General features: G+C 69.9%; 21 protein-coding genes. 14 read left to right on the top strand and 7 right to left on the bottom strand.

Features of this window, described 5'->3' with window-relative positions; all coding sequences use genetic code 11:
• Window positions 1-395: 395 nt before the first annotated feature.
• Window positions 396-674, bottom strand: coding sequence for a hypothetical protein (locus ACGFU6_RS32725; RefSeq protein WP_393341327.1), 279 nt, complete (start codon window positions 672-674; stop codon window positions 396-398).
• 586 nt (window positions 675-1,260) lie between these two features.
• On the opposite strand from ACGFU6_RS32725, the gene tap reads away from it, so the two are divergent.
• The 6 genes from tap to ACGFU6_RS32695 all read left to right on the top strand — a co-directional run bounded on the left by tap (window position 1,261) and on the right by ACGFU6_RS32695 (window position 9,001).
• On the top strand, window positions 1,261-3,462 hold the full coding sequence (tap, locus tag ACGFU6_RS32720) for a telomere-associated protein Tap (RefSeq protein WP_393616206.1): 2,202 nt from the start codon (window positions 1,261-1,263) through the stop codon (window positions 3,460-3,462).
• Between the two features lie 3 nt (window positions 3,463-3,465).
• Window positions 3,466-4,023 carry a telomere-protecting terminal protein Tpg gene (gene tpg / locus ACGFU6_RS32715; protein WP_393616205.1) on the top strand — a complete coding sequence of 186 codons (558 nt, stop codon included), beginning with the start codon at window positions 3,466-3,468 and terminating at the stop codon, window positions 4,021-4,023.
• Window positions 4,024-4,370: 347 nt separating this feature from the next.
• Window positions 4,371-6,611, top strand: a complete 2,241-nt coding sequence (locus ACGFU6_RS32710) for a hypothetical protein (protein ID WP_393616204.1) — start codon at window positions 4,371-4,373, stop codon at window positions 6,609-6,611.
• A 186-nt stretch (window positions 6,612-6,797) separates the two neighbouring features.
• Window positions 6,798-7,544: a DUF5131 family protein gene (locus ACGFU6_RS32705; protein WP_393616203.1), complete on the top strand. Its 747-nt coding sequence runs from the start codon at window positions 6,798-6,800 to the stop codon at window positions 7,542-7,544.
• A 91-nt stretch (window positions 7,545-7,635) separates the two neighbouring features.
• Window positions 7,636-8,850 (top strand): three-Cys-motif partner protein TcmP, encoded by a 1,215-nt coding sequence (gene tcmP, locus ACGFU6_RS32700; protein ID WP_393616202.1) that lies wholly within the window; start codon window positions 7,636-7,638, stop codon window positions 8,848-8,850.
• A complete protein-coding gene (locus ACGFU6_RS32695) occupies window positions 8,813-9,001 on the top strand; it encodes a hypothetical protein (protein ID WP_393616201.1) in 189 nt (62 codons plus the stop codon). Before tcmP ends, ACGFU6_RS32695 begins: the two co-directional genes overlap by 38 nt.
• A 65-nt stretch (window positions 9,002-9,066) precedes the next feature.
• Here the strand turns inward: ACGFU6_RS32695 and ACGFU6_RS32690 are convergent, their stop codons facing one another.
• A complete protein-coding gene (locus ACGFU6_RS32690; RefSeq protein ID WP_393616200.1) occupies window positions 9,067-9,387 on the bottom strand; it encodes a hypothetical protein in 321 nt (106 codons plus the stop codon).
• 241 nt (window positions 9,388-9,628) lie between these two features.
• Window positions 9,629-10,114, bottom strand: coding sequence for a hypothetical protein (locus tag ACGFU6_RS32685; protein ID WP_393616199.1), 486 nt, complete (start codon window positions 10,112-10,114; stop codon window positions 9,629-9,631).
• 154 nt (window positions 10,115-10,268) lie between these two features.
• On the opposite strand from ACGFU6_RS32685, the gene tpg (ACGFU6_RS32680) reads away from it, so the two are divergent.
• From tpg (ACGFU6_RS32680) to ACGFU6_RS32650, 7 genes are all read left to right on the top strand, one after another.
• Entirely contained in the window at window positions 10,269-10,859 is a 591-nt protein-coding gene (tpg, locus tag ACGFU6_RS32680) for a telomere-protecting terminal protein Tpg (protein ID WP_393616198.1), read from the top strand.
• Between the two features lie 102 nt (window positions 10,860-10,961).
• A complete protein-coding gene (locus ACGFU6_RS32675; RefSeq protein WP_393616197.1) occupies window positions 10,962-11,732 on the top strand; it encodes a hypothetical protein in 771 nt (256 codons plus the stop codon).
• Complete coding sequence (locus tag ACGFU6_RS32670; RefSeq protein WP_393616196.1) at window positions 11,729-11,986, top strand: hypothetical protein; 258 nt, start codon at window positions 11,729-11,731, stop codon at window positions 11,984-11,986. The genes ACGFU6_RS32675 and ACGFU6_RS32670 overlap by 4 nt, the downstream gene beginning before the upstream one ends.
• A gap of 194 nt (window positions 11,987-12,180) precedes the next feature.
• Window positions 12,181-12,828 (top strand): ankyrin repeat domain-containing protein, encoded by a 648-nt coding sequence (locus ACGFU6_RS32665; RefSeq protein ID WP_393616195.1) that lies wholly within the window; start codon window positions 12,181-12,183, stop codon window positions 12,826-12,828.
• A gap of 307 nt (window positions 12,829-13,135) precedes the next feature.
• The gene (locus ACGFU6_RS32660; protein ID WP_393616194.1) at window positions 13,136-13,576 is read left to right on the top strand and encodes a hypothetical protein; all 441 of its coding nucleotides are present in this window, start codon (window positions 13,136-13,138) and stop codon (window positions 13,574-13,576) included.
• A gap of 167 nt (window positions 13,577-13,743) precedes the next feature.
• Window positions 13,744-13,974, top strand: a complete 231-nt coding sequence (locus ACGFU6_RS32655; RefSeq protein WP_393616193.1) for a hypothetical protein — start codon at window positions 13,744-13,746, stop codon at window positions 13,972-13,974.
• Window positions 13,964-14,221 carry a hypothetical protein gene (locus tag ACGFU6_RS32650; protein WP_393616192.1) on the top strand — a complete coding sequence of 86 codons (258 nt, stop codon included), beginning with the start codon at window positions 13,964-13,966 and terminating at the stop codon, window positions 14,219-14,221. Before ACGFU6_RS32655 ends, ACGFU6_RS32650 begins: the two co-directional genes overlap by 11 nt.
• A 256-nt stretch (window positions 14,222-14,477) precedes the next feature.
• Here the strand turns inward: ACGFU6_RS32650 and ACGFU6_RS32645 are convergent, their stop codons facing one another.
• Genes ACGFU6_RS32645 through ACGFU6_RS32630 form a run of 4 tightly spaced genes read right to left on the bottom strand, consistent with a single transcriptional unit; the run spans window position 14,478 to window position 15,996 of the window.
• Window positions 14,478-14,873, bottom strand: a complete 396-nt coding sequence (locus ACGFU6_RS32645) for a hypothetical protein (protein WP_393616191.1) — start codon at window positions 14,871-14,873, stop codon at window positions 14,478-14,480.
• Between the two features lie 27 nt (window positions 14,874-14,900).
• Window positions 14,901-15,089 (bottom strand): hypothetical protein, encoded by a 189-nt coding sequence (locus ACGFU6_RS32640; protein ID WP_311314884.1) that lies wholly within the window; start codon window positions 15,087-15,089, stop codon window positions 14,901-14,903.
• A 42-nt stretch (window positions 15,090-15,131) separates the two neighbouring features.
• Window positions 15,132-15,485: a hypothetical protein gene (locus ACGFU6_RS32635; protein WP_393616190.1), complete on the bottom strand. Its 354-nt coding sequence runs from the start codon at window positions 15,483-15,485 to the stop codon at window positions 15,132-15,134.
• A 28-nt stretch (window positions 15,486-15,513) separates the two neighbouring features.
• Window positions 15,514-15,996, bottom strand: a complete 483-nt coding sequence (locus tag ACGFU6_RS32630; protein WP_393616189.1) for a hypothetical protein — start codon at window positions 15,994-15,996, stop codon at window positions 15,514-15,516.
• A gap of 371 nt (window positions 15,997-16,367) precedes the next feature.
• Between ACGFU6_RS32630 and ACGFU6_RS32625 the strand changes: the two genes are divergently transcribed.
• Window positions 16,368-17,081, top strand: a complete 714-nt coding sequence (locus ACGFU6_RS32625; RefSeq protein WP_393616188.1) for an endonuclease domain-containing protein — start codon at window positions 16,368-16,370, stop codon at window positions 17,079-17,081.
• Window positions 17,082-17,211: the final 130 nt, after the last annotated feature.

The raw sequence follows: 17,211 nt of genomic DNA, 5'->3' as shown, positions 1-17,211 counted from the left end.
GCGCGGCCACCACCGCCGTCCTGTTCTGCGGCGGCCTTGTCTGCGGCGCCGGCACCGCACTGGGAAGCCGCCTCGTCCACATGGCCCTCGATACCACTACCCGCGGCGTCCCTGACCGACAGCACGGGCCCCTTCGGTCCGTACGGAAGCGACGGCGCCGTCGACGAACACGACCAGGCGCACGCCGAGCCGGACGACGGCCGCGCACGGACCACTGGCACTTCCGGTGTCGGAACAACCGACACTTCCACATCGGCCGACCGCAATGTTGGAGTGCCGCCCGGGATGGTTTGGGCAGCTGCCCGGGACGGGCCGTGGTCCGGCTGGGGCCTGCCGCCGATGTGTGCTGCCCGGCTGGTGGGTGGGCAGCACACGCAATGTTGTGCCGGCTTTGTCTACTGGAGCGGGTAGTCGTAGGTCTTCAGGATCGATTCCAGGCCTCGGACACCGCGGGTCTGGGGCTGGACCACGGGCGTGGCGACGTAGGTGGCGAGGAGGTTCCCCTCGGCGTCCAGGACCGCGAGCTGTTCGGGGAACACGGTGCCGGAGCTGACCGTCAGCACGGGTCCCCCGTCCTGTTCCTCCAGCGCCAGCACCGCTTTGTCCGCGGGCTTCACCTCGGACGAGGGGATGACCACCAGGCCACTCTCATCGGGCTGCAGCTGCTCGGTCATGGGCGTGCTCCTTCAAATTGATGCCTGCGCACCATGCGCACCCCTCCCACCAGGGGGGATGCGGTGCGTGTAGGAGCCAAGACAACCCGTAGGACCACGGCGAGCGAAAGAGCGAAAACACGCCGCCAGGCCGAGAAGCACTGTCCTGCCCGGGTGCCCGAACCTGATCGGGCGGGCCCCGGACGGCCATCCGGCAGGCGGAGCGACCACGCGGCCGACACGCCGTTCGTCTCGGCAGGGGAGAAAGTGTTCAGGATGCCGTTGCCGGACCGGCGAACCCCTGCTGGAGACCGTGGCCGCCGCCATGGGGTAGCGGCGGTTCAGCTTGGCCCCTGCACGCGAGCAGTGGATGTCATACGCCAAAGCTGAGGTCGTCTCGTCGGCCAATCGCTTGACCGATGCCGCCAAGGCTTAACTCCGCGGCGTTGCCTGAAACGCCCTCGCGTTTCAGCTCTGACCTGCACGAACACCCGCTGCGCGGCTTACCCGCCCCCGTGTTTCACTCCAACCATGCATGCGATTCATGTGCGATTGAGTGGGCGATTCAATGCGCGATCGGATATGCTGTCTATTGGAGGTGACCTCTGTGTCCACTGAGAACGAGCTGTTCAGCGCTGTCGATGCGCTGCTCGAGCAAGTTGCGCAGGACGACCTGCCGGGCCCTGCGGAGCGCAAGCGTCTGCGGGAGGCGGCGGGCCTGAGCCAGGCGCAGATCGCCACGGCGCTGGAAGCCCGCCGAGAAGCGGTCGGGAACTGGGAGGCCGGGCGGACCGATCCGCGGCCGCCGAAGCGTGCCGCGTACGCCCGGCTCCTCGAGGGCCTCGCCGCCCGCTACCCCGCCCCAGCCGCCGACGCACCCGCTGCCCCGGCGCCCGTGGTCCCGGAGGCATTCACCGGCCCGGCCCCGGAGCCGGAGCCGGTCTCGGCACCCGCCGTGCCGCCGTCCCGGCCGAAGACCGAGACGAGCAGCACCACCAGGCCGTCGGCCTCATCGCGGCGCCCGGGTGCGAAGAAGGCAGTGGCGAAGAAGACCACGGCGGCCGCCGGCGCCGTCGACCCGCGCTTCGAGAACGGCCCGCTCGCGGTGATCGACTGCGAGGACGGGCAGGTGTCGGCGTACTGCGTCGGCGGCCTGGTCCTGGACGTGCCCGCCAAGTCCATCCCGGCGCTGGTCGACTGGACGCTGACCGAGGCCCGCCTCGGTCAGGCCCGCCTGCACCGCAACGGCCGCGACGCCGACCCGATCCTCATCCTCACCGAGGCCGCGCTGACCCGCTTCGGCCTGCCCGCCGCCCTGTCGGAGGGGGAGCGGAACGCGAGCCGACTGCCAGAGGGCCACAAGGTGGTCAAGCAGATCGGCAAGGCCGGCCTCCAGCTCACCCAGCGCGGGTTCGGCCCGTGGGCCCGCGTCTTCCGCGAGCCCGAGGGCTCGAGGCGGCGCTGCGTCCAGCTGTGCATCCTGCCGTGGAACGCCCTGGACACCCGGGAGTGGGGCCGGAAGGACGACCCACAGCTGCTGCTGACGATGCACCCGGCCGACCTCGCCCAGTACCTCGGGCTGTACGCGGCGCGGGTGATGACGCCGCGCGGCACCACCGCGACGACCGGCCTCGAGCTGATGGTCGCGCTGCGCCCGCCGACCCGCGCGGAGAAGGACCCGGCGACCGGTGAGTTCAAGCGCGCGTTCAACGACGACGCGCTCACCGCCGTGTACGACGTGGTGGAGTGCGAGGTCCCCGACGAACACCCGCTCCTCAAGGACAAGTTCGCCCGCCACCACATGCGCACCCCGGCAGAGATGCTGATGGAGGAGCCCTACGACTGGTGCCGGCCACTGACCGACGACGAATGCGTGAACCAGTTCCTGGTCGCGGTCGACCTCAACATGTCGTTCGCCGCGGCCGCGAACAGCCTCACCGTCGGGCTGAACGGGCCCACCCACCTCACCGGCAACCCGAAGTTCGACGCCTCACTGCCCGGCTCGTGGCTGGTCGACCTGAGCCACGTCGACCTGTCCCGCGTGTCGATCAACGGCCGCACCGTCGACGGCGACCGGCTCCCCAGCCCGTTCACGCCGAAGGGCGACCACCCCACCGGACCGGCCTGGTACGCCACGCCCACCGTCGCCTACGCGGTGGAGCTCGGCTTCGACGTCGCGCCGCTCGAGGCGCACGTCCGCACCCAGTCGGGCCGCTATCTGGACGCCTGGTACAAGCGGCTGCGCGACGCGTACGTGGAGACGATGGCCGACATGGGCGTCACCACCGACCTCGGGGGGAGTGAGTTCCTGAACGCGATGGGACGGCGCAAGCAGGTCGACCCGACGATGGCGCTGCTGGAGACCGCGATCAAGGCGACGGCGAAGGGCGGCATCGGCAAGCTGCGCCAGCGCAGCCGGGGCCAGGTGCCGTACTACGAGGAGTACCCGGCGCTGAAGCGGGAGACCTGGCGCCCCGACATCCGGGCCGCCGTGCTCGCGAATCAGCGGGTCGGCCTGCACCGCAAGCTGATGAAGACGGCGGCCGCCGCCGACCTATACCCGGTCTCCATCGGCACCGACGCGATCGTCTACCCCTCGTCCGGCCCCTCCCCGCTGGACGTCCTGCCGCACACGCCCGAGGACAAGTCGACGCCGGGCACGTTCCGGCTCGGGGTCTCGCCCGGCATGGTGAAGCACCAGGGCACCCAGACCGTCCTATGGGCAGAGCAGCAGTTCGAGGAGCGCGGCGGCGTCTTCAACATCGCCAACCTCATCAAGACCGACCAGAGCGCCGGAGAAGGGGAGTAGGTCATGGTCGACTCGCTCGGGGACAGTCTGGACCGCGCGCTTCAGGGGGCGTTCACCCGCCGCATCCCACAGAGCGCCCAGGCGCAGATGAAGTATCTGGTCAAGCAGCTCAAGGGCACCAAGGCCGCCGCCCAGGCGCTCGGGATCTCCCAGCGCACGGTGGAACGGTACGTCTCGGGCAAGCTCAAGCGGCCCCGCCAAGACCTGCGCGGCCGCCTGGAGCGCGAGGTCAAGAAGCGGTGGCAGCCGCAGATCCGCGCGAAGGCGAGGAAGAAGGCGGCGTCCACGGGCGGGCTGGTCGTCTCCACCCGCGCCCGCTTCGGATTCGAAGCCGCCGGGGGCACAACCGACGACGCCCGGATCCGGGACATCACCCAGGCCCTGCCACCCGAGTACGCCGACAAGCTGTTCAGCGCACGGGAGGAGGGCAGGACCGAGGACCAGCTCCGGCAGATCGCGGCCGACGGTCTGGCCCGGATGTACTTCCGCGCCAACAACAGCAGGGCCCACGGCCTGGGCGTGGAGTTCACCGACGTGGAACGGCTCGACATCGAGCTGTGATCACCCGCCCACAGCAGGGGACCCGAAGCGCTGTGACTGAGCGCTTCAGATGGCGGGTGAGCGGTCGAGATGGCGAGCTGAGCGCGTAGAGGTCTGGTCCGCGCGTCGCTGAAACTGCGGCCCGGCATCAGGTAGGCCGCTCCTGGGGCGGCTCTCGGTGCCGGCACCGTCATTCCGCGCCCGGCCACGGCCATGGGAGGCTTGGCGCCGTGGATTCGAGGAGATATCTGGGGCAGGCAGGCATGGAGGCAGCCGTCCTCCCCTCCCGAGCGGCCTACCTGATTGCGGGCGGCAGCGTGGCCGGGTTCCGTACAGCCGTGACGCAGGCCAGCAGCCGGTGGGGCGGCATGACCGAGCCCATCGTCGAAGCCCAGGCTTCGGGCCTGTCCCAGCTGCACGAGCAGACCGTCCGCGTTGCCAAGGTCGAGGCGCTCGTCAACATCGACGCCGACCCTCAGGCTGCCAAGGAGGTCGCGGAGAGCCTGGGGCTGCCCATCGTCGCCCTTGCGGACATGCGGAAGGGCGGTGTGGTGTTCACCTGCTCCCCGGCCGAGGTCAGGGAATTCACGGACCTGGCGTACGCTCCGATCGCAGCGAGCCCGACCGGAGCGCTTTGGCAGCTGGCGGTGGCCGGCTGTGTAGAGCCGGGCCTCCTTGAACACGCGAGGGTGAGCGAGCGGGAGGACGAGTTCGGCCGGTATCAACTGCAGGGTGACACCCAGATCCAGAGCACGGTCGCGCAGTTCGGCGAGTACCTGAGCACCACCCCGGGGCACACCTCGCTGGTCCTGTGGGTCGTCGAGGGCGAGGGCTTCACCGACAGCCTCGACTTCTGGAACACCAGGGCGCTGCGCCCGGTGGACACGATCGACATGCCTATGCTGCTGCTGCCGGGCGCCGACGCGGTCAAGCACTGGCTTGACTTTCCCAAGCAGGTAGCCCATCTCCTCGGGTCTCGCCCCGCCCAGTTCGCGCCCGACGTGGCGCTCGTCAGCCGCTCGGCGTCGCCCGACCAGTTGCTGGAACTCGCTTCCGTGCTCGGCCTGGAGCCCACCGAGGAGGAGCCGCAGGCCGGAGCTCGCATCCCCGCGCCCCCGGCCCGGACCGCCCCGTTCACCTTCCGGACGGACCTGGGCCCCACGGCCTGGGTGACCCTCGAACGCCACTACGGCGTGCCGACGTCCTTCGACATCCAGGTCTTCGCCGACGGGCCGAGCACCCTGCGCTTCGCGCAGCCCGTCCGCTTCAACGGGCACGCCGGGGCCCTCGTGAGGTTCTGGGGCGAGCCCCTGCTCGGATTGCCAGCCCGTCCGTCCATCGCCCGGCTCATCCACCCCGATGCCCAGTGGCGGGACGACAAGCTGCAGTTTGCGGTCATGCCGATGAGCCGTCAGCTCACCGTTGCCATGACGTTCCCCCTGCTGCCGCAGGCCACGGAACGGCTTCTGGACGATGTCGCCACCAGACACCAGCTGTCCTCCGCAGGACGGCTGGGAACGGCCCTGACCGAGAACGCCGACAGCTCCGCGCTTCTCGACCCCGGTGTCTACGAGGCGGCCATCGCCCTGACTACGCCACGGTCCAAGGAACTGTTGAAACGGCTGAAGGAGCTTCGCGCTGACGGCGATCCGGACGCCGACCTCGCCGAGTTGGCCGCGACATGGGGCGGCCGGTCCGAGCGCCGCTACCTGCCCGCCGACAAGCTGCCGAACGTCAAGGCGGAAGACCAGGCGGCGGCGCTGGAACGGCTGTGTGCGCTGGGCTGGGCCGAGCGCGGGCTGGAGAGCGTCTGCCCCTCATGCACCAGCCGGTCGTTCGTTCCGCTCGACCAGACCAGCAGTGCCCCGCAGTGCCCCGGGTGCCGCGCCGTTTCCGCCTACCAGTCCGGCGGCGCGCCGACCGCCGTGCACTACCGGCTCGACAGCTTCACCGACCGGGCCAGCGACAACGGCCTGCTGCCCCATCTACTCGTCATCGCCGAGCTCTGCCGGCGCAAGCCCCGTTCGCATTTCCTCCCCGGCACCGACGTCACCTTCGAAGACGGCACCCAGGAGGAGGTGGACATCTTCGGTGTCTGGGACGGGAAGGTTCTCTCCGGGGAAGTGAAGACCTCAGCCTCGGAGTTCACCGAGGCCCAGCTCCGGCGCGACGTCGCCCTGAGCCAGCGGCTCGGAGCCGACGTGCACCTGCTCGCCTCGGTCACCCCAGTCGCCGAGGCCGTCCGGAATACCGCGCGGAAGCTGTGCGACGCGGCCGGGCTGAAGCTGGAGGTCCTGGACCAAGCCGCCCTTCGCCCAGCCGCACACAAGCCCGCCCCTGCGACCGCGGCCGACGGCCTCGGCTGGCTGCGTACCGCTACGGCCGACCTGGCCGCGCTGATCGAGGAGGGCAAGCCCGTCAGCCACGGCCAGGTGGCGCGGATCCTGAAGACCGCGTCCGGGGGCGCCGCCCCGATCCCCGGACACATTGCAGCTCTCTCCTGGGCACTGACCGAGCACCGGGACGACGCTGCGGACCTGCTACTCCGTCTTCTCGGGATGCTCGACGCTGCGGTCCATGAGCACGGCGCCGCCGGCCAGAAGGCGTAGAGGCAACTACCGGCCTCCGCGCTGGCACTCACTCGCCATCCGAAGCGCTCAGTCACAGCTGTTCAACTCCAGAAAGGAACTTTGGCCAAGAAGCAGGTTCGTAAGGGTGGTTGGATGGCAGGTGCCGTGCTGCCGTGACGTTTTTTGCCCGCCGTTGCTGGGGCGCGGCCAGACAGGAGGCAACCGGTGAGTGACCGGAGTTCGATTGAGTGGACCGAGGCGACCTGGAACCCGACGACGGGCTGTGACCGCGTCTCATCGGGTTGCGACAACTGCTATGCCCTGACCTTGGCGAAGCGGTTGAAGGCGATGGGAGCGGCCAAGTACCAGAACGACGGTGATCCGCGGACCTCAGGGCCCGGCTTCGACCTCACGGTTCATCCGGATGCCCTGAACGTTCCGTACGGGTGGAAGAGCCCGCGTACGGTGTTCGTGAACTCCATGTCGGACCTCTTTCACGCCCGGGTGCCGCTGGACTTTGTACGCCGTGTCTTCGAGGTCATGGCGGACACCCCACAGCACACCTATCAGGTCCTCACCAAGCGGGCCCGCCGGCTGCGGCAGGTCGCGGACCGCCTGGAGTGGCCGGCCAACGTGTGGATGGGTGTGTCGGTGGAGACCGCGAAGGAGCTTCCGAGAGTCGACGACCTGCGTCAGGTGCCTGCCGCGGTCCGGTTCCTCTCCTGTGAGCCTCTGCTGGGCCCGCTCGACGGCTTGCGGCTTGACGGCATCCACTGGGTGATCGCTGGTGGAGAGTCAGGACCTCGCCACCGTCTGATGGACCCCACCTGGGCCGCCCAAATCCGCGATCGGTGTATGGAGGAGCAGGTCGCGTTCTTCTTCAAGCAGTGGGGCGGGCACACACCCAAGGCTGGCGGACGTTCCCTGGACGGGCGGACCTGGGACCAGATGCCGATCCCTGCAGCTGTCTGAGCCGCGTGATCCAGTTTCGGCAATACCGATACACACCGGGTTCACCCGCCGCAAACTTGTCCCAGACATTCTGAGATGGGGGGCGGAAATCTTGGAAGAACCCGATGAAGCGGTGCTCAACAACGCCGTACTCGACCTGAGTGGTGAGACCGCCGGTGAACACGCCACCGACGTCGCCAGCCCTTTCTTCGTCAGTAAGAAGGCCGCAGCCGTACTCAAGCACGCGCTCCTGGACAAGTACGTGGTCCCCTTCGCCAGCAAGGTCGGCAAATGGGCCCCGGACGGCCGGGTCGTCTACCTGGACGGCTATGCCGGCCCCGGCCGGTACGACGACGGCACCTCCGGGTCACCAGCCCTCATCCTCGAGTCCGCCGCTGCCATCTCGGACTTCCGCAAGCTCGACTGCTACTTCATCGAGAAGAACCGCAAGAACTACCAGTCCCTGTCGGCGCTCGTCACAGAAGCCCGCGAGCAGGGACTCTTGGCCCACGCGCTGCAGGGCCGTGCCGAAAGGCACCTGGATCACGTCCTGGAAGCGGCTCAGGGGTCACCGCTGTTCGCCTTCCTCGACCCTTTTGGGCTCGGTATTACCTTTGAAGCCCTTACGCAGAAGATCTTCGGGAGTCGTCGCGCAGGGGGCCAGCCCACCGAGATCCTCTTGAACTTCAACGCCAACGCCGTACGCCGCATCGGTGGCCTGCTCACCAGCAAGAAAGACACCCCCGGGAAACCGGCGACCCTCAAGGCGCTGGACGATGCCTGTGGCGGAGACTGGTGGCAGCAGGAGTTCCTCGATTCCGCTAACAACAGTGAGGCCGTCGACCGCATCACCCGCGGTTTCGCCCGACGGGTCGGTCAATTCGTCGGTGCCGGCGCCTACACCGTAGAGGTTCGCAACCGGGCGAACCTCCAGGTCGCCTATAACCTGGTCCTCTTCACCCGTCACAGGGATGGCCTCTGGCTCTTCGGAGAAGCAGCCAGCCTCGCCCAGGTGGAATGGCGCCGCGCCTGCCTCCCACCGGACGCCGCCGACATGCTCTTCAGCCCGGCTGACACCTTCGACGAGGAGGAAGAGGTCCGCCGCCTCGGATGGATCAAGGCGATCCGCAGCAACCTGGAGAACCTCCTTCACAAGCACGGCAGTTTCGTCGTGGGCGACCACCAGGGCGAGGTCCTGGCCGGGGTGATCGGCGAAGCCCGGGAGATGCACGTCCGCGCAGCCATCAAGGAGCTCTACAAGGAAGGCAAGACCAACTGCACAGGAGTCGGTGACGTACGGAAGTTACGCGTCCCGAGAGCGCGCTGAGCCGCAGGGGCAGCAGGGGCGCGAACGGGGCCAGCTACGGCAGATCGCCGCCGACGGCCTGGCCCGGATGTACTTCCGCGCCAACAACAGCAGGGCCCACGGCCTGGGGGTGGAGTTCACCGACGTGGAGCAGCTCGGCATCGAGCTATGATCACCCGCCACGGCAGGGCCCCGAACCGCGCGCCGGTTCGGGGCCCCTCCCATGCTGTCGCCGGGTCAGCCGACGGCCGACTTCTCTTCGACGAGCGTCTTCTTGGCCTGCTGGTAGTCCTCGTACGTCACGGCGTTCAGCGCCTCGATCCGGGCGAGCGTCTCCACCGCGTCGTCCTTCTTCATCGCGGTGTCCATGAACTTCAGCAGCAGCTCCACCATCGCGTGGCTCCTCCAGTGCCGCAGTTCCGCCTCGTTCAGGAGCTCCGGGCCGCTGGCCATCATCATGTCGACCAGCCGCTCCCGGGCTCTCCACTCCCGGCGCCGACTCCACCAGCCACCGCCCGGCCGGTTCAGATCCCGCAGCTTGCGAATCTGCTCCACCATGGCTCTGATCTGCGTCTCCTGCTCGGGCGTCCATGCCTTCCCAGAGCCGTCAGCAAGCGCCTGGACGGCCTCCTGAGCGGCTTCGCCACCGTCGCCCGCCCCCGTCGCCGCACATCTGCTCCACGGCCTTCCTGAGCGACGCTTCCGCCGCTGTGGTCGTCTTCGGACACGCTCTCCCCTTCTCCTCGCGGAACGCGCAGCATGCCCACCGTGCGGCGCCCTGGGCAATCCGACGGCGGACCTACTGGGGGCCCGGGTCCGCCTCGCCGGGCGCGGCCGCCGTACGACGGGAGCGCCGCCGGATGACGTCGGGCAGCTCGCGGGAGGCGGCGGCCGGGATGAAGAACAGCCCCGTCATGCCGAGCCCGGTCACGACGGCGCTCAGCAGACCCACCGACACCGACGGGTCGTCGACCGAGGCCACCCCACAGAACACGGAGAAGGCGGCGACGAACACCAGCGAAGCGACGATCCACCGCTCCCGCAGCGCCGACCGGGTGCCGGCCACCACGCTCAGCCACCAGGTCCAGCCCGCCATCACGCAGAACAGCACGGCCGCCGGCGGCAGCAGCACCGGCGGCGCCCACCGCGCGACGTCTCCGCGGGGCAGCTCCTGCCCGGTCAGGTAGCCGACCTCGACCAGCCACACCAGGTACACCGGCACCTCGATCGCGATGACCACCCACATCAAGACCCGCAGCTCCCGTAACGCGCGGCGCTCGCTCATCCCTTGGCCCTCCCCCTCGATCATCAAGTCCAGGGGAACGTAGCGGCCCGGCGCCGGCACCCACCAGGGCGCGTCACCCGCAGGGGTGGAGACCGGCCGTACGGCGCCCCACCGTCGGCCTCTGTCCACAGGCCCGGTCGGGCCTGATGATCACATGACTGCTGACGACGTACTGCGCGCGGCCCGGACCCGCGCCAAGATCCTGGACGGCCTCGCCCGCGCGGAGCGGGCCCTGTTCACCCGCCCCGCGCCGAAATCCGCACGAGCGCAGATGAAATTCCTTCGCACGCGGGAGAAGGGCTCCACCAAGCGCACGGCGGAGCGGCTGGGCGTCTCCCTCAAGACGGTGCAGCGCTACCTCTCGGGCGCATCCACCAAGCCGAACAAGCGCCTGAAGGAGGCGCTGGTGCAGGAGACCGAGTCGGAGTGGCAACCGCAGGTCAGAGCGCAGGCAAGGCAGCGCGCGGCGTCCTCGGGCGGGCTGGTCATCTCCTGCCGGGCGTACTTCGGACTCGGTCCGGAGGGCACCTCGGACGCGGGACGCGTACGGGACATCACGGTCGCCGTCAGCCCCTCCCACGCGGCCGCCATCACCGCTGCGCAGGAGGAAGGTGCGACGGAGAGCGATCTGCAAGAAGCGGTCGCGGAGGCCATCGCGGACGCCTATTTCCGTCAAGGCGGTGGCGGCCGCGCGGGCCTGGAGGTGAAATTCGCGGACGTGGAATGGTTGAACATCACGTTCTAGCAGCGCGGAATTCGGGCGTGCTGTAGACCTGTCTGAACAGCCCATCGATCCGCATTACCGGCCGGTCCCTCATTTCCGTATCCGAGCTGAAAGCGAGTCCTGATGAACACGTCCGACGGGTGGCGGCCGCGCCGTGTCCCCGAGGCCCGCGGCCGCGCCAGCGCCCCGCGCACGCCGATCGACTATGCGAAGGTCGGCCGGTCCTCGGTACGCCGTCGCGCGCGGGGCATGACGCACAGCGAGGCGGTGGCCGGGCTCGAAGTAGCGGAGCAGCAGGCGCACCTGGACCGCCGCGACGAATCCGCCTTCGACGACGGCGGCCGTCGCGCCGCAGAGCTCGCGGAGTGGCAGCGCGTCGTGCAGCTGCTCGCCGCGACCGGCGGCCCGTACGACCCGGACGCCGACGTCGTCGTCCAGGAGGAGCTCGCCGAAGACTGGCGCCGCGAGGAAGCCGAGCAGCAGCGCCGCCAGGAGCAGCAGCAGCTCGCCAGCAGGGCGGACGAACTGCTCGACCTCGCCGGGGCCGGCCGACTCGACCGGACCGTGGCGAGCCGGCCGGGCGACGAAGCCGCCCGCACCCTCCTGGACGACTACGACGACCGCGTCTCGGCGGTCGACGACTGGTTCGCCCACGCCCTCGCCGACCGCACCGGCCACTACGCCGACCCGGCCGCCCGCGCGGCCGCCGTCGGCTCCCTGCCCGCCTCGGTGCGCGCCCGCGCCGCGCTGCTCGCCGCTCTCGCCCGCACCGGCGCCCCGGTCGACGGCGGCCTCGAGTTCGTCGGCCGTCTCGCCCAGGCTGACCCGGACGCCACGACCGCGCTCGCCGCGTGGCTGGAGACCGCGGTGGCGATGAAGGGCGGCACGGCGTGAGCGCGGCGGACGAGGTGGTCGTGGCCACCTGGAGCGAGCACAGCCAGATCGGCCACCACTACGAGGACCTGCTCGCCGACGGCCGGGTCATCGCCTGGACCGAGCCGCCCTTCGGCGAGAGCCTCTACCCCGGCGACGACGACCCCGACTACAACCCCGTGTGCAACTGCCCGCGCACCCCGAAGGCGTGGTGCCAGGAGTGCGGCGGCTGCGCCGACTGCTGGGAGTGCAGCCACCGGTCCGGACGGCCGTGATGTCGACGCAGAGTAGCCGTCACGCTCCTTCGGCTCAGGTGTCACGCTACTCTCCAAGCCACGCCGGGCATATACCCGTATATCTGAATTTTGAGTCGGTGAACCCTGTCCTGTGCCATCGAACCTGGACCGTTTGCCAATGAAGTTGGACGACCCTGGTGTTCCCCGGTCAGGAGGTCCGGAATGATCGAGGTATGGACATCGCGGATCAACTGGTGAGGTCGGCGGGCGACGGTGACATGATCGAGGTGGCCCGGCTGCTGGAGCAGGGTGCCGTGGTGGATACGCCGAACCGTGACGGGCGTACGGCGCTGGACCGGGCGGTGGAGCAGGGGCATGCCGATGTTGTCCGCCGACTCGTCGGAGCGGGGGCTGATCTGGAGCAGCGGGCGGGTGAGTACCAGGAGTCGACGCCGCTGTGCCTGGCGGTGAGCCGGGGGCACACGGCGGTTGTCGGGGTTCTTCTCGATGCCGGTGCCCGTACCGGAGCCCAGGGCCGGCTGGGCTACGTGCCGCTGGTGCTGGCAGCCACGACCGGCGACGAGGGACACCCGCAAACAGTCGACCTGCTGCTGGACCGTGGGGTGGACATCAACGCGGTGATGAAGGACAGGACCGCCCTGGACTGGGCGGTCGGGTTCGGGCAGGAAGAGATGGTGCAGCGCCTGCTCGGCCGCAGTGCCGTCCCCTCGGCCGAGACCCTGGCCGCCGCGCGTGAGCATCTCGGACGTCATCCGGAGCGTCGGCGTAAGACCGATCGCATCGCCGTCGCGCTCCTTGCTGTAGATGTCGCGCCTGGCACGGGCCAAGAGCCCGGGACGGAAGCCGGGAATCTGGCGTAGCGATCGTTCAGGGGGCACCCGCCCGGCCCAACTTCGCTGTCACGGAACCACCGGTCGTCCAACTTCAGTGGCAAACGGTCCAGGTTCGATGGCACGGGACAAACCCCCTCTGGAGGGCGATTCCGGTGGGGAGCGTGACACTTAAGATCGAGCGTGACGCGCACATACGAGTAAACAGAGCGTCACCGCGTCCGAGGCGTCTGTCCGGTGTCATTTTGATCAGGAACTGCCAGGTACCAGACGCTCATGGGTGGTTTAGAGGCGAACACCGCAGCACGTTTTCGGCGCTGGCCTACCCTGCGGTGCCATGGCGATCGAGCTGACTGACGATGACCAACTGCGAGCCCTGGCGGCACTGGAGGCCATCGTCGGCAACAACGACGCGGGCCTCGCAGTCCTGAGAACGGGTAGCGAGGGAGAGCGGCCACTGCCGGCACTCCTGGCCGCGTACGGGAGACACACGCTGGAGCGGATCCTGGTCGCGGCGTTCGGCATCACCGCGAGCACGGACAGCGAAGAATCCAGTCGGCTGGTCGCGGAGCTGAACGCCGACCCGCAGGCCCGCCTCACCTTCCTCTTGGCCGAGGCCCTGCGCCAGCAGGCGGCTTTGGTCGGCGACGACCTGGCCACGGCCAAGCGGATCGGCATCTCGGTCCTTGGTGCGGTCCACGCGTTCACCGACGCTGATGACTCCGGCGCCCTGACTCTGCTGCACGGACTGCGCAACGAGGTCCTCCAGGGCAGCTGAACGCCACCGGTCAAAGTGACACCGGGCAGTCTCTGGCTGGGAGTGCCGGCGCTCCAATCGCCCATAGCCGTGCGGCGTCGGCCCCCGGTTCGTCCGTACTGGGGCCCGGGTGCCCGGCCCGGCGCTACCGTGGTGACACACCCCAGAGAGAAGCCCAGGAGCCCTGGATGAGCCAGCAGCCGGCCACCGCGCCCGAACGCCAGCCCCTCGATGAGCACGCCGCCGAATCGGTCCGCGCGTACGCGGCCGACCAGCGCGCGAAGGTCGACGTCCTCGCCTCGGTGCTGGAGGACATCGCCGCCAACGGCTACCCCTCGCCCGAGTCCGGGGTGCCGTGGGAGACGGCCCGCGACGCGCACCTCGCCCGTCTTGCTGACGAGCAGCCCCGTGTCGCCTGAGCACGGCCCGCGCCGCTCGCGCGTGATCACGGTGGAGCCCGCGCTCACCCAGCTGTCCAAGCTCACCGCGTCCGAGACGCACCGCCTGGACCGCGCGATCGTCGCGATCAGCGTCAACCCCGAGTTGGGCACGGCGGTGCCTGGCACCCTGCTGCGTGACTACGCGGACGAGATCGACGGTGTGCGGGTCATCTACTTCGTGACGGCCCTGCGGACGATCACGATCGTCGCTTACGTTGAGGCGTAGGGGCCTCCCGAGCACCGATAGCAGCGCCCCGGACCGCGAAGGTCCGGGGCGCTGTTGTGTGTGCTGCCACCGGGTAGCACCTGGTGCTGCTCGTGGGCCGTGGGTTGCTGCTCGGTGGGTGGGTGGTGGTGTTCTGTGGTGCCGGAGAGCGATGACATTTCGAGGCCGGCCCCGGGCGGGACACGGGTGCTGCACGGGTAGCGGCCCCTTGCAGCAAACGGGCGTTCGTCTGCTGCAAGGGGCCGCTGCATCGGGGTCAGCCGGTGGTGCCGGTGGCCCACCGCTCCAGCTCGCCCGGCGTCGTCTGCAGCAGGGTGCGGCGCCGGGTCTGGGCGGTGGCCCGGCTCTTCAGGTGCATGGCGGCCGCGAGGTCGCTGTGGGAGATGGAGACGTCCCGGGCCGCGTCCTGGCGTACGGCGGCGTCCCGTACGGCCTCCAGCCGCTCCAGCAGGCCGGTGGTGTTCTCGATGGCGGCCGCGAGCTCGGCAGTGGTCGCGCGGCCGGTGCGCAGCCGGGCCAGGCCGTGCAGCGCGGCGGCGAGCAGCGCGGCCAGCTGCTCGCCGTCGCTGCCGAGCGCGGCGACGTCCTCGGCGGCGAGCGGGACCAGGAGGTGCTCCTGGCGGTGGTTGTCGGACGCGGGATCGGTACTCACCGCGGTCTCCTTCCTCGGGTGGATCGGTCAGCGGTCGGCGACGGTCCAGCCCTGGCCGGGCCGGTTACGGATGATGCCGCCGGGGGTGTGCAGCTGCCCGCCGCCCGCGCCCAGGCCCAGGGCGTCGATCTGGTCCAGCAGCGCGGCGGCCTGCTCCGCGAGCTCGCGGGCCTGCGCCTGGCGGGCGCGAAGTTCTTCGGCGGTTCCGGTGAACACGCTGTCTCCTTCGTGGGTGTCGGGCGGGGCCGGCGGGTGGGTCTACAGCCAGCAGAAGAGGTCGCGGACCTGAGAGGCCGCGCCGGAGAGGTTGTCGGCGTCCAGCCGGGCGTCGAAGTCGAACGGGTCCTCGGTCTCGTCCATGACGTCCTCGGAGGCGGCCGCCAGGACGTCGGCGAAGCGCTCGTGGACGGCCGCCTCCTTCAGGGCCTGGACGACGCTCTCGCGGTCGGCGGTGCCCCGCTTGATGGCGTCGGCGAGCAGCCCGAGCGCGGCGGCCGCGGCCGAGGCCGAGGCCAGGTACGCGAGCTCGCTGTCGACGGCGCCCCGGTCGGCGGGGGTCTCGATGGCGGTGATGGCGGCGGCCTTCACGATCTCCGTGGACGTGCGCTCCATGACGGGCTCCTGTCTCGGCTGGTCGGGTTCAGGCGGTCCGGCTGAGGTAGCCGGCGGCGACGTCGACGAAGGAGTCGTGGGCGACCTTCGCGGCCTCGCGGGCGGCGGTCAGGGCCTCGGTGGTGGCGTAGGCGTCGCGCAGCGCGTACGTCAGCGTGACCATCTCGTCCGCCGCGGCGCGCACCGCCTGGTCCTTGATGAGCACCCGCAGCGCGACCAGCGGGCGGGTGACGGCGGACCGGGTCATGTGGCTCTCGCCGCGCAGGGCCTCGATCCGCTCGGAGCCGTCCTGCTTGAGGACGGCGTCGCCGCGCATCCACATCGCCCTGCGGTGGTCGCTGATGGCGCAGGCGAGGGCGGTGACGGCCTCCAGGCGGTCACGGCGGATCGCCTCGCCGTGGCTCACGCGGACGGACCGCTCCGCGGCGCGCTCCTGGAAGCGGCCGCTGACGATCGAGCCGAGCAGAGTGCCGACGATGGCGAGTGCGGCGGTGACGAGGGTGACTAACACAGTGGGTTCCTCCCGGTGTATGAGATTCAATACATGTATTGAATCTCATACACCGGGAGGAGGCAAGAGGGCACCACAAGATCTTTCGCGGAGTAACCACCAGACCCAAGCGCAGCTGCCAGTAGGTCCCCTACGGTGCCGCTATGTCCCATGCGACGATCCGCCCCCAAGCCGTCGGCGTTCAGGTCGACTTCAGCGGGCGAGGCTTACGGGCTCCGAGGATGGCCCGCCTCATGACGCCGCTCCTCGTTGAACAGGTACTCCAAGCTCAGCGCGTGGTTGAGCGCCGCCGCGCCGGACGTTGCCGAGGCAGTTGGAACAGCGGCCGGGACGGCGACCGACGACCGTGCAGGTACGGAACTCTTCCCGGCGTGCCCGCCTGTCTGCGTCACCTGGAGCCGGAGGAGCTCGGTGCCGTACAGCAGATACTGGAAGGGGCCCAGAGGCTGGTGGACCGGTGGCTCCCACACCTGGCCCCCGCGTGCTGGTTCTGGCCGCTGCCCGCAGCCGCTCTCGACTCAGCGCCGTTCAGCATGGAGGCGAGCCTCTTCACCTGGCAGCAGGACCGCTGCGCGATCTGCGGGCGCCACGGCCGGATGGGCGGGACGGCTTCCGAATCCCTCGTCCTGGACCACGACCACCAGACCGACCAGGCCAGGGGCTTTCTGTGCCACCCGTGCAACAAGCGGGAGAGCCAGCGTGATCCCGGCGACGGGCGCTTCGCCAACTACCGTCGCCGCCCGCCGGCGGTCATGCTCGGCTACGCCGCCCGCTACAGCCACGTGGTACGGCGGCGCCTGCCGCTTCCGCGCCAGGAACCAACCGCACCGACCCCGGCCGACCTTTCGCGGTCCCTCGCGAAGATCCGCAAGATGGCTCCGCAGATCGAGGAGCAGCTGCGCACGGCAGCTGGGGCTCCCAAGAGCCACAAGTACGTCGGCGAGGACGTGTGGCTGGCCCTACAGGCCCTGGTGCCCGTCCTACGCGCCGCCGTGGAGAGGGCCGACCGCGAACTTCCCCAGGTTGAAGTAGCTGCCCTCGTCCACTGGCTCCAGCAGTTTCCAGCTTCGCCAGCACAACAGTGAGCGGCGGCGCGGCCCCCCCCCCCCGGGGGGGGGGGCCCGGGGGGCCGGGGGCCCCCGCCCGCCCGGGCGGCACCCCCAGCGAGCGGTCGGGAATGCGGCGCCAAACCCCCGCGCGGCACTCGGTGACGCG

The organism is Streptomyces sp. NPDC048462, assembly GCF_043200175.1.
Lineage (GTDB): Bacteria > Actinomycetota > Actinomycetes > Streptomycetales > Streptomycetaceae > Streptomyces.
The sequence above is the reverse complement of the archived record's forward strand: the minus strand, read 5'-3'. Positions and strand labels throughout refer to the sequence as shown.

Coding starts and splice junctions, on each gene's coding strand:
- ACGFU6_RS32655 (WP_393616193.1), top strand. CDS start 13,744: ATGAGCCAGCAGCCGGCCACCGCGCCCGAACGCCAGCCCCTCGATGAG.
- ACGFU6_RS32690 (WP_393616200.1), bottom strand. CDS start 9,387: ATGGTGGAGCAGATTCGCAAGCTGCGGGATCTGAACCGGCCGGGCGGT.
- ACGFU6_RS32675 (WP_393616197.1), top strand. CDS start 10,962: ATGAACACGTCCGACGGGTGGCGGCCGCGCCGTGTCCCCGAGGCCCGC.
- tpg (WP_393616205.1), top strand. CDS start 3,466: ATGGTCGACTCGCTCGGGGACAGTCTGGACCGCGCGCTTCAGGGGGCG.
- ACGFU6_RS32665 (WP_393616195.1), top strand. CDS start 12,181: ATGGACATCGCGGATCAACTGGTGAGGTCGGCGGGCGACGGTGACATG.
- tpg (WP_393616198.1), top strand. CDS start 10,269: ATGACTGCTGACGACGTACTGCGCGCGGCCCGGACCCGCGCCAAGATC.
- ACGFU6_RS32725 (WP_393341327.1), bottom strand. CDS start 674: ATGACCGAGCAGCTGCAGCCCGATGAGAGTGGCCTGGTGGTCATCCCC.
- ACGFU6_RS32710 (WP_393616204.1), top strand. CDS start 4,371: ATGACCGAGCCCATCGTCGAAGCCCAGGCTTCGGGCCTGTCCCAGCTG.
- ACGFU6_RS32635 (WP_393616190.1), bottom strand. CDS start 15,485: ATGGAGCGCACGTCCACGGAGATCGTGAAGGCCGCCGCCATCACCGCC.
- ACGFU6_RS32660 (WP_393616194.1), top strand. CDS start 13,136: ATGGCGATCGAGCTGACTGACGATGACCAACTGCGAGCCCTGGCGGCA.
- ACGFU6_RS32685 (WP_393616199.1), bottom strand. CDS start 10,114: ATGAGCGAGCGCCGCGCGTTACGGGAGCTGCGGGTCTTGATGTGGGTG.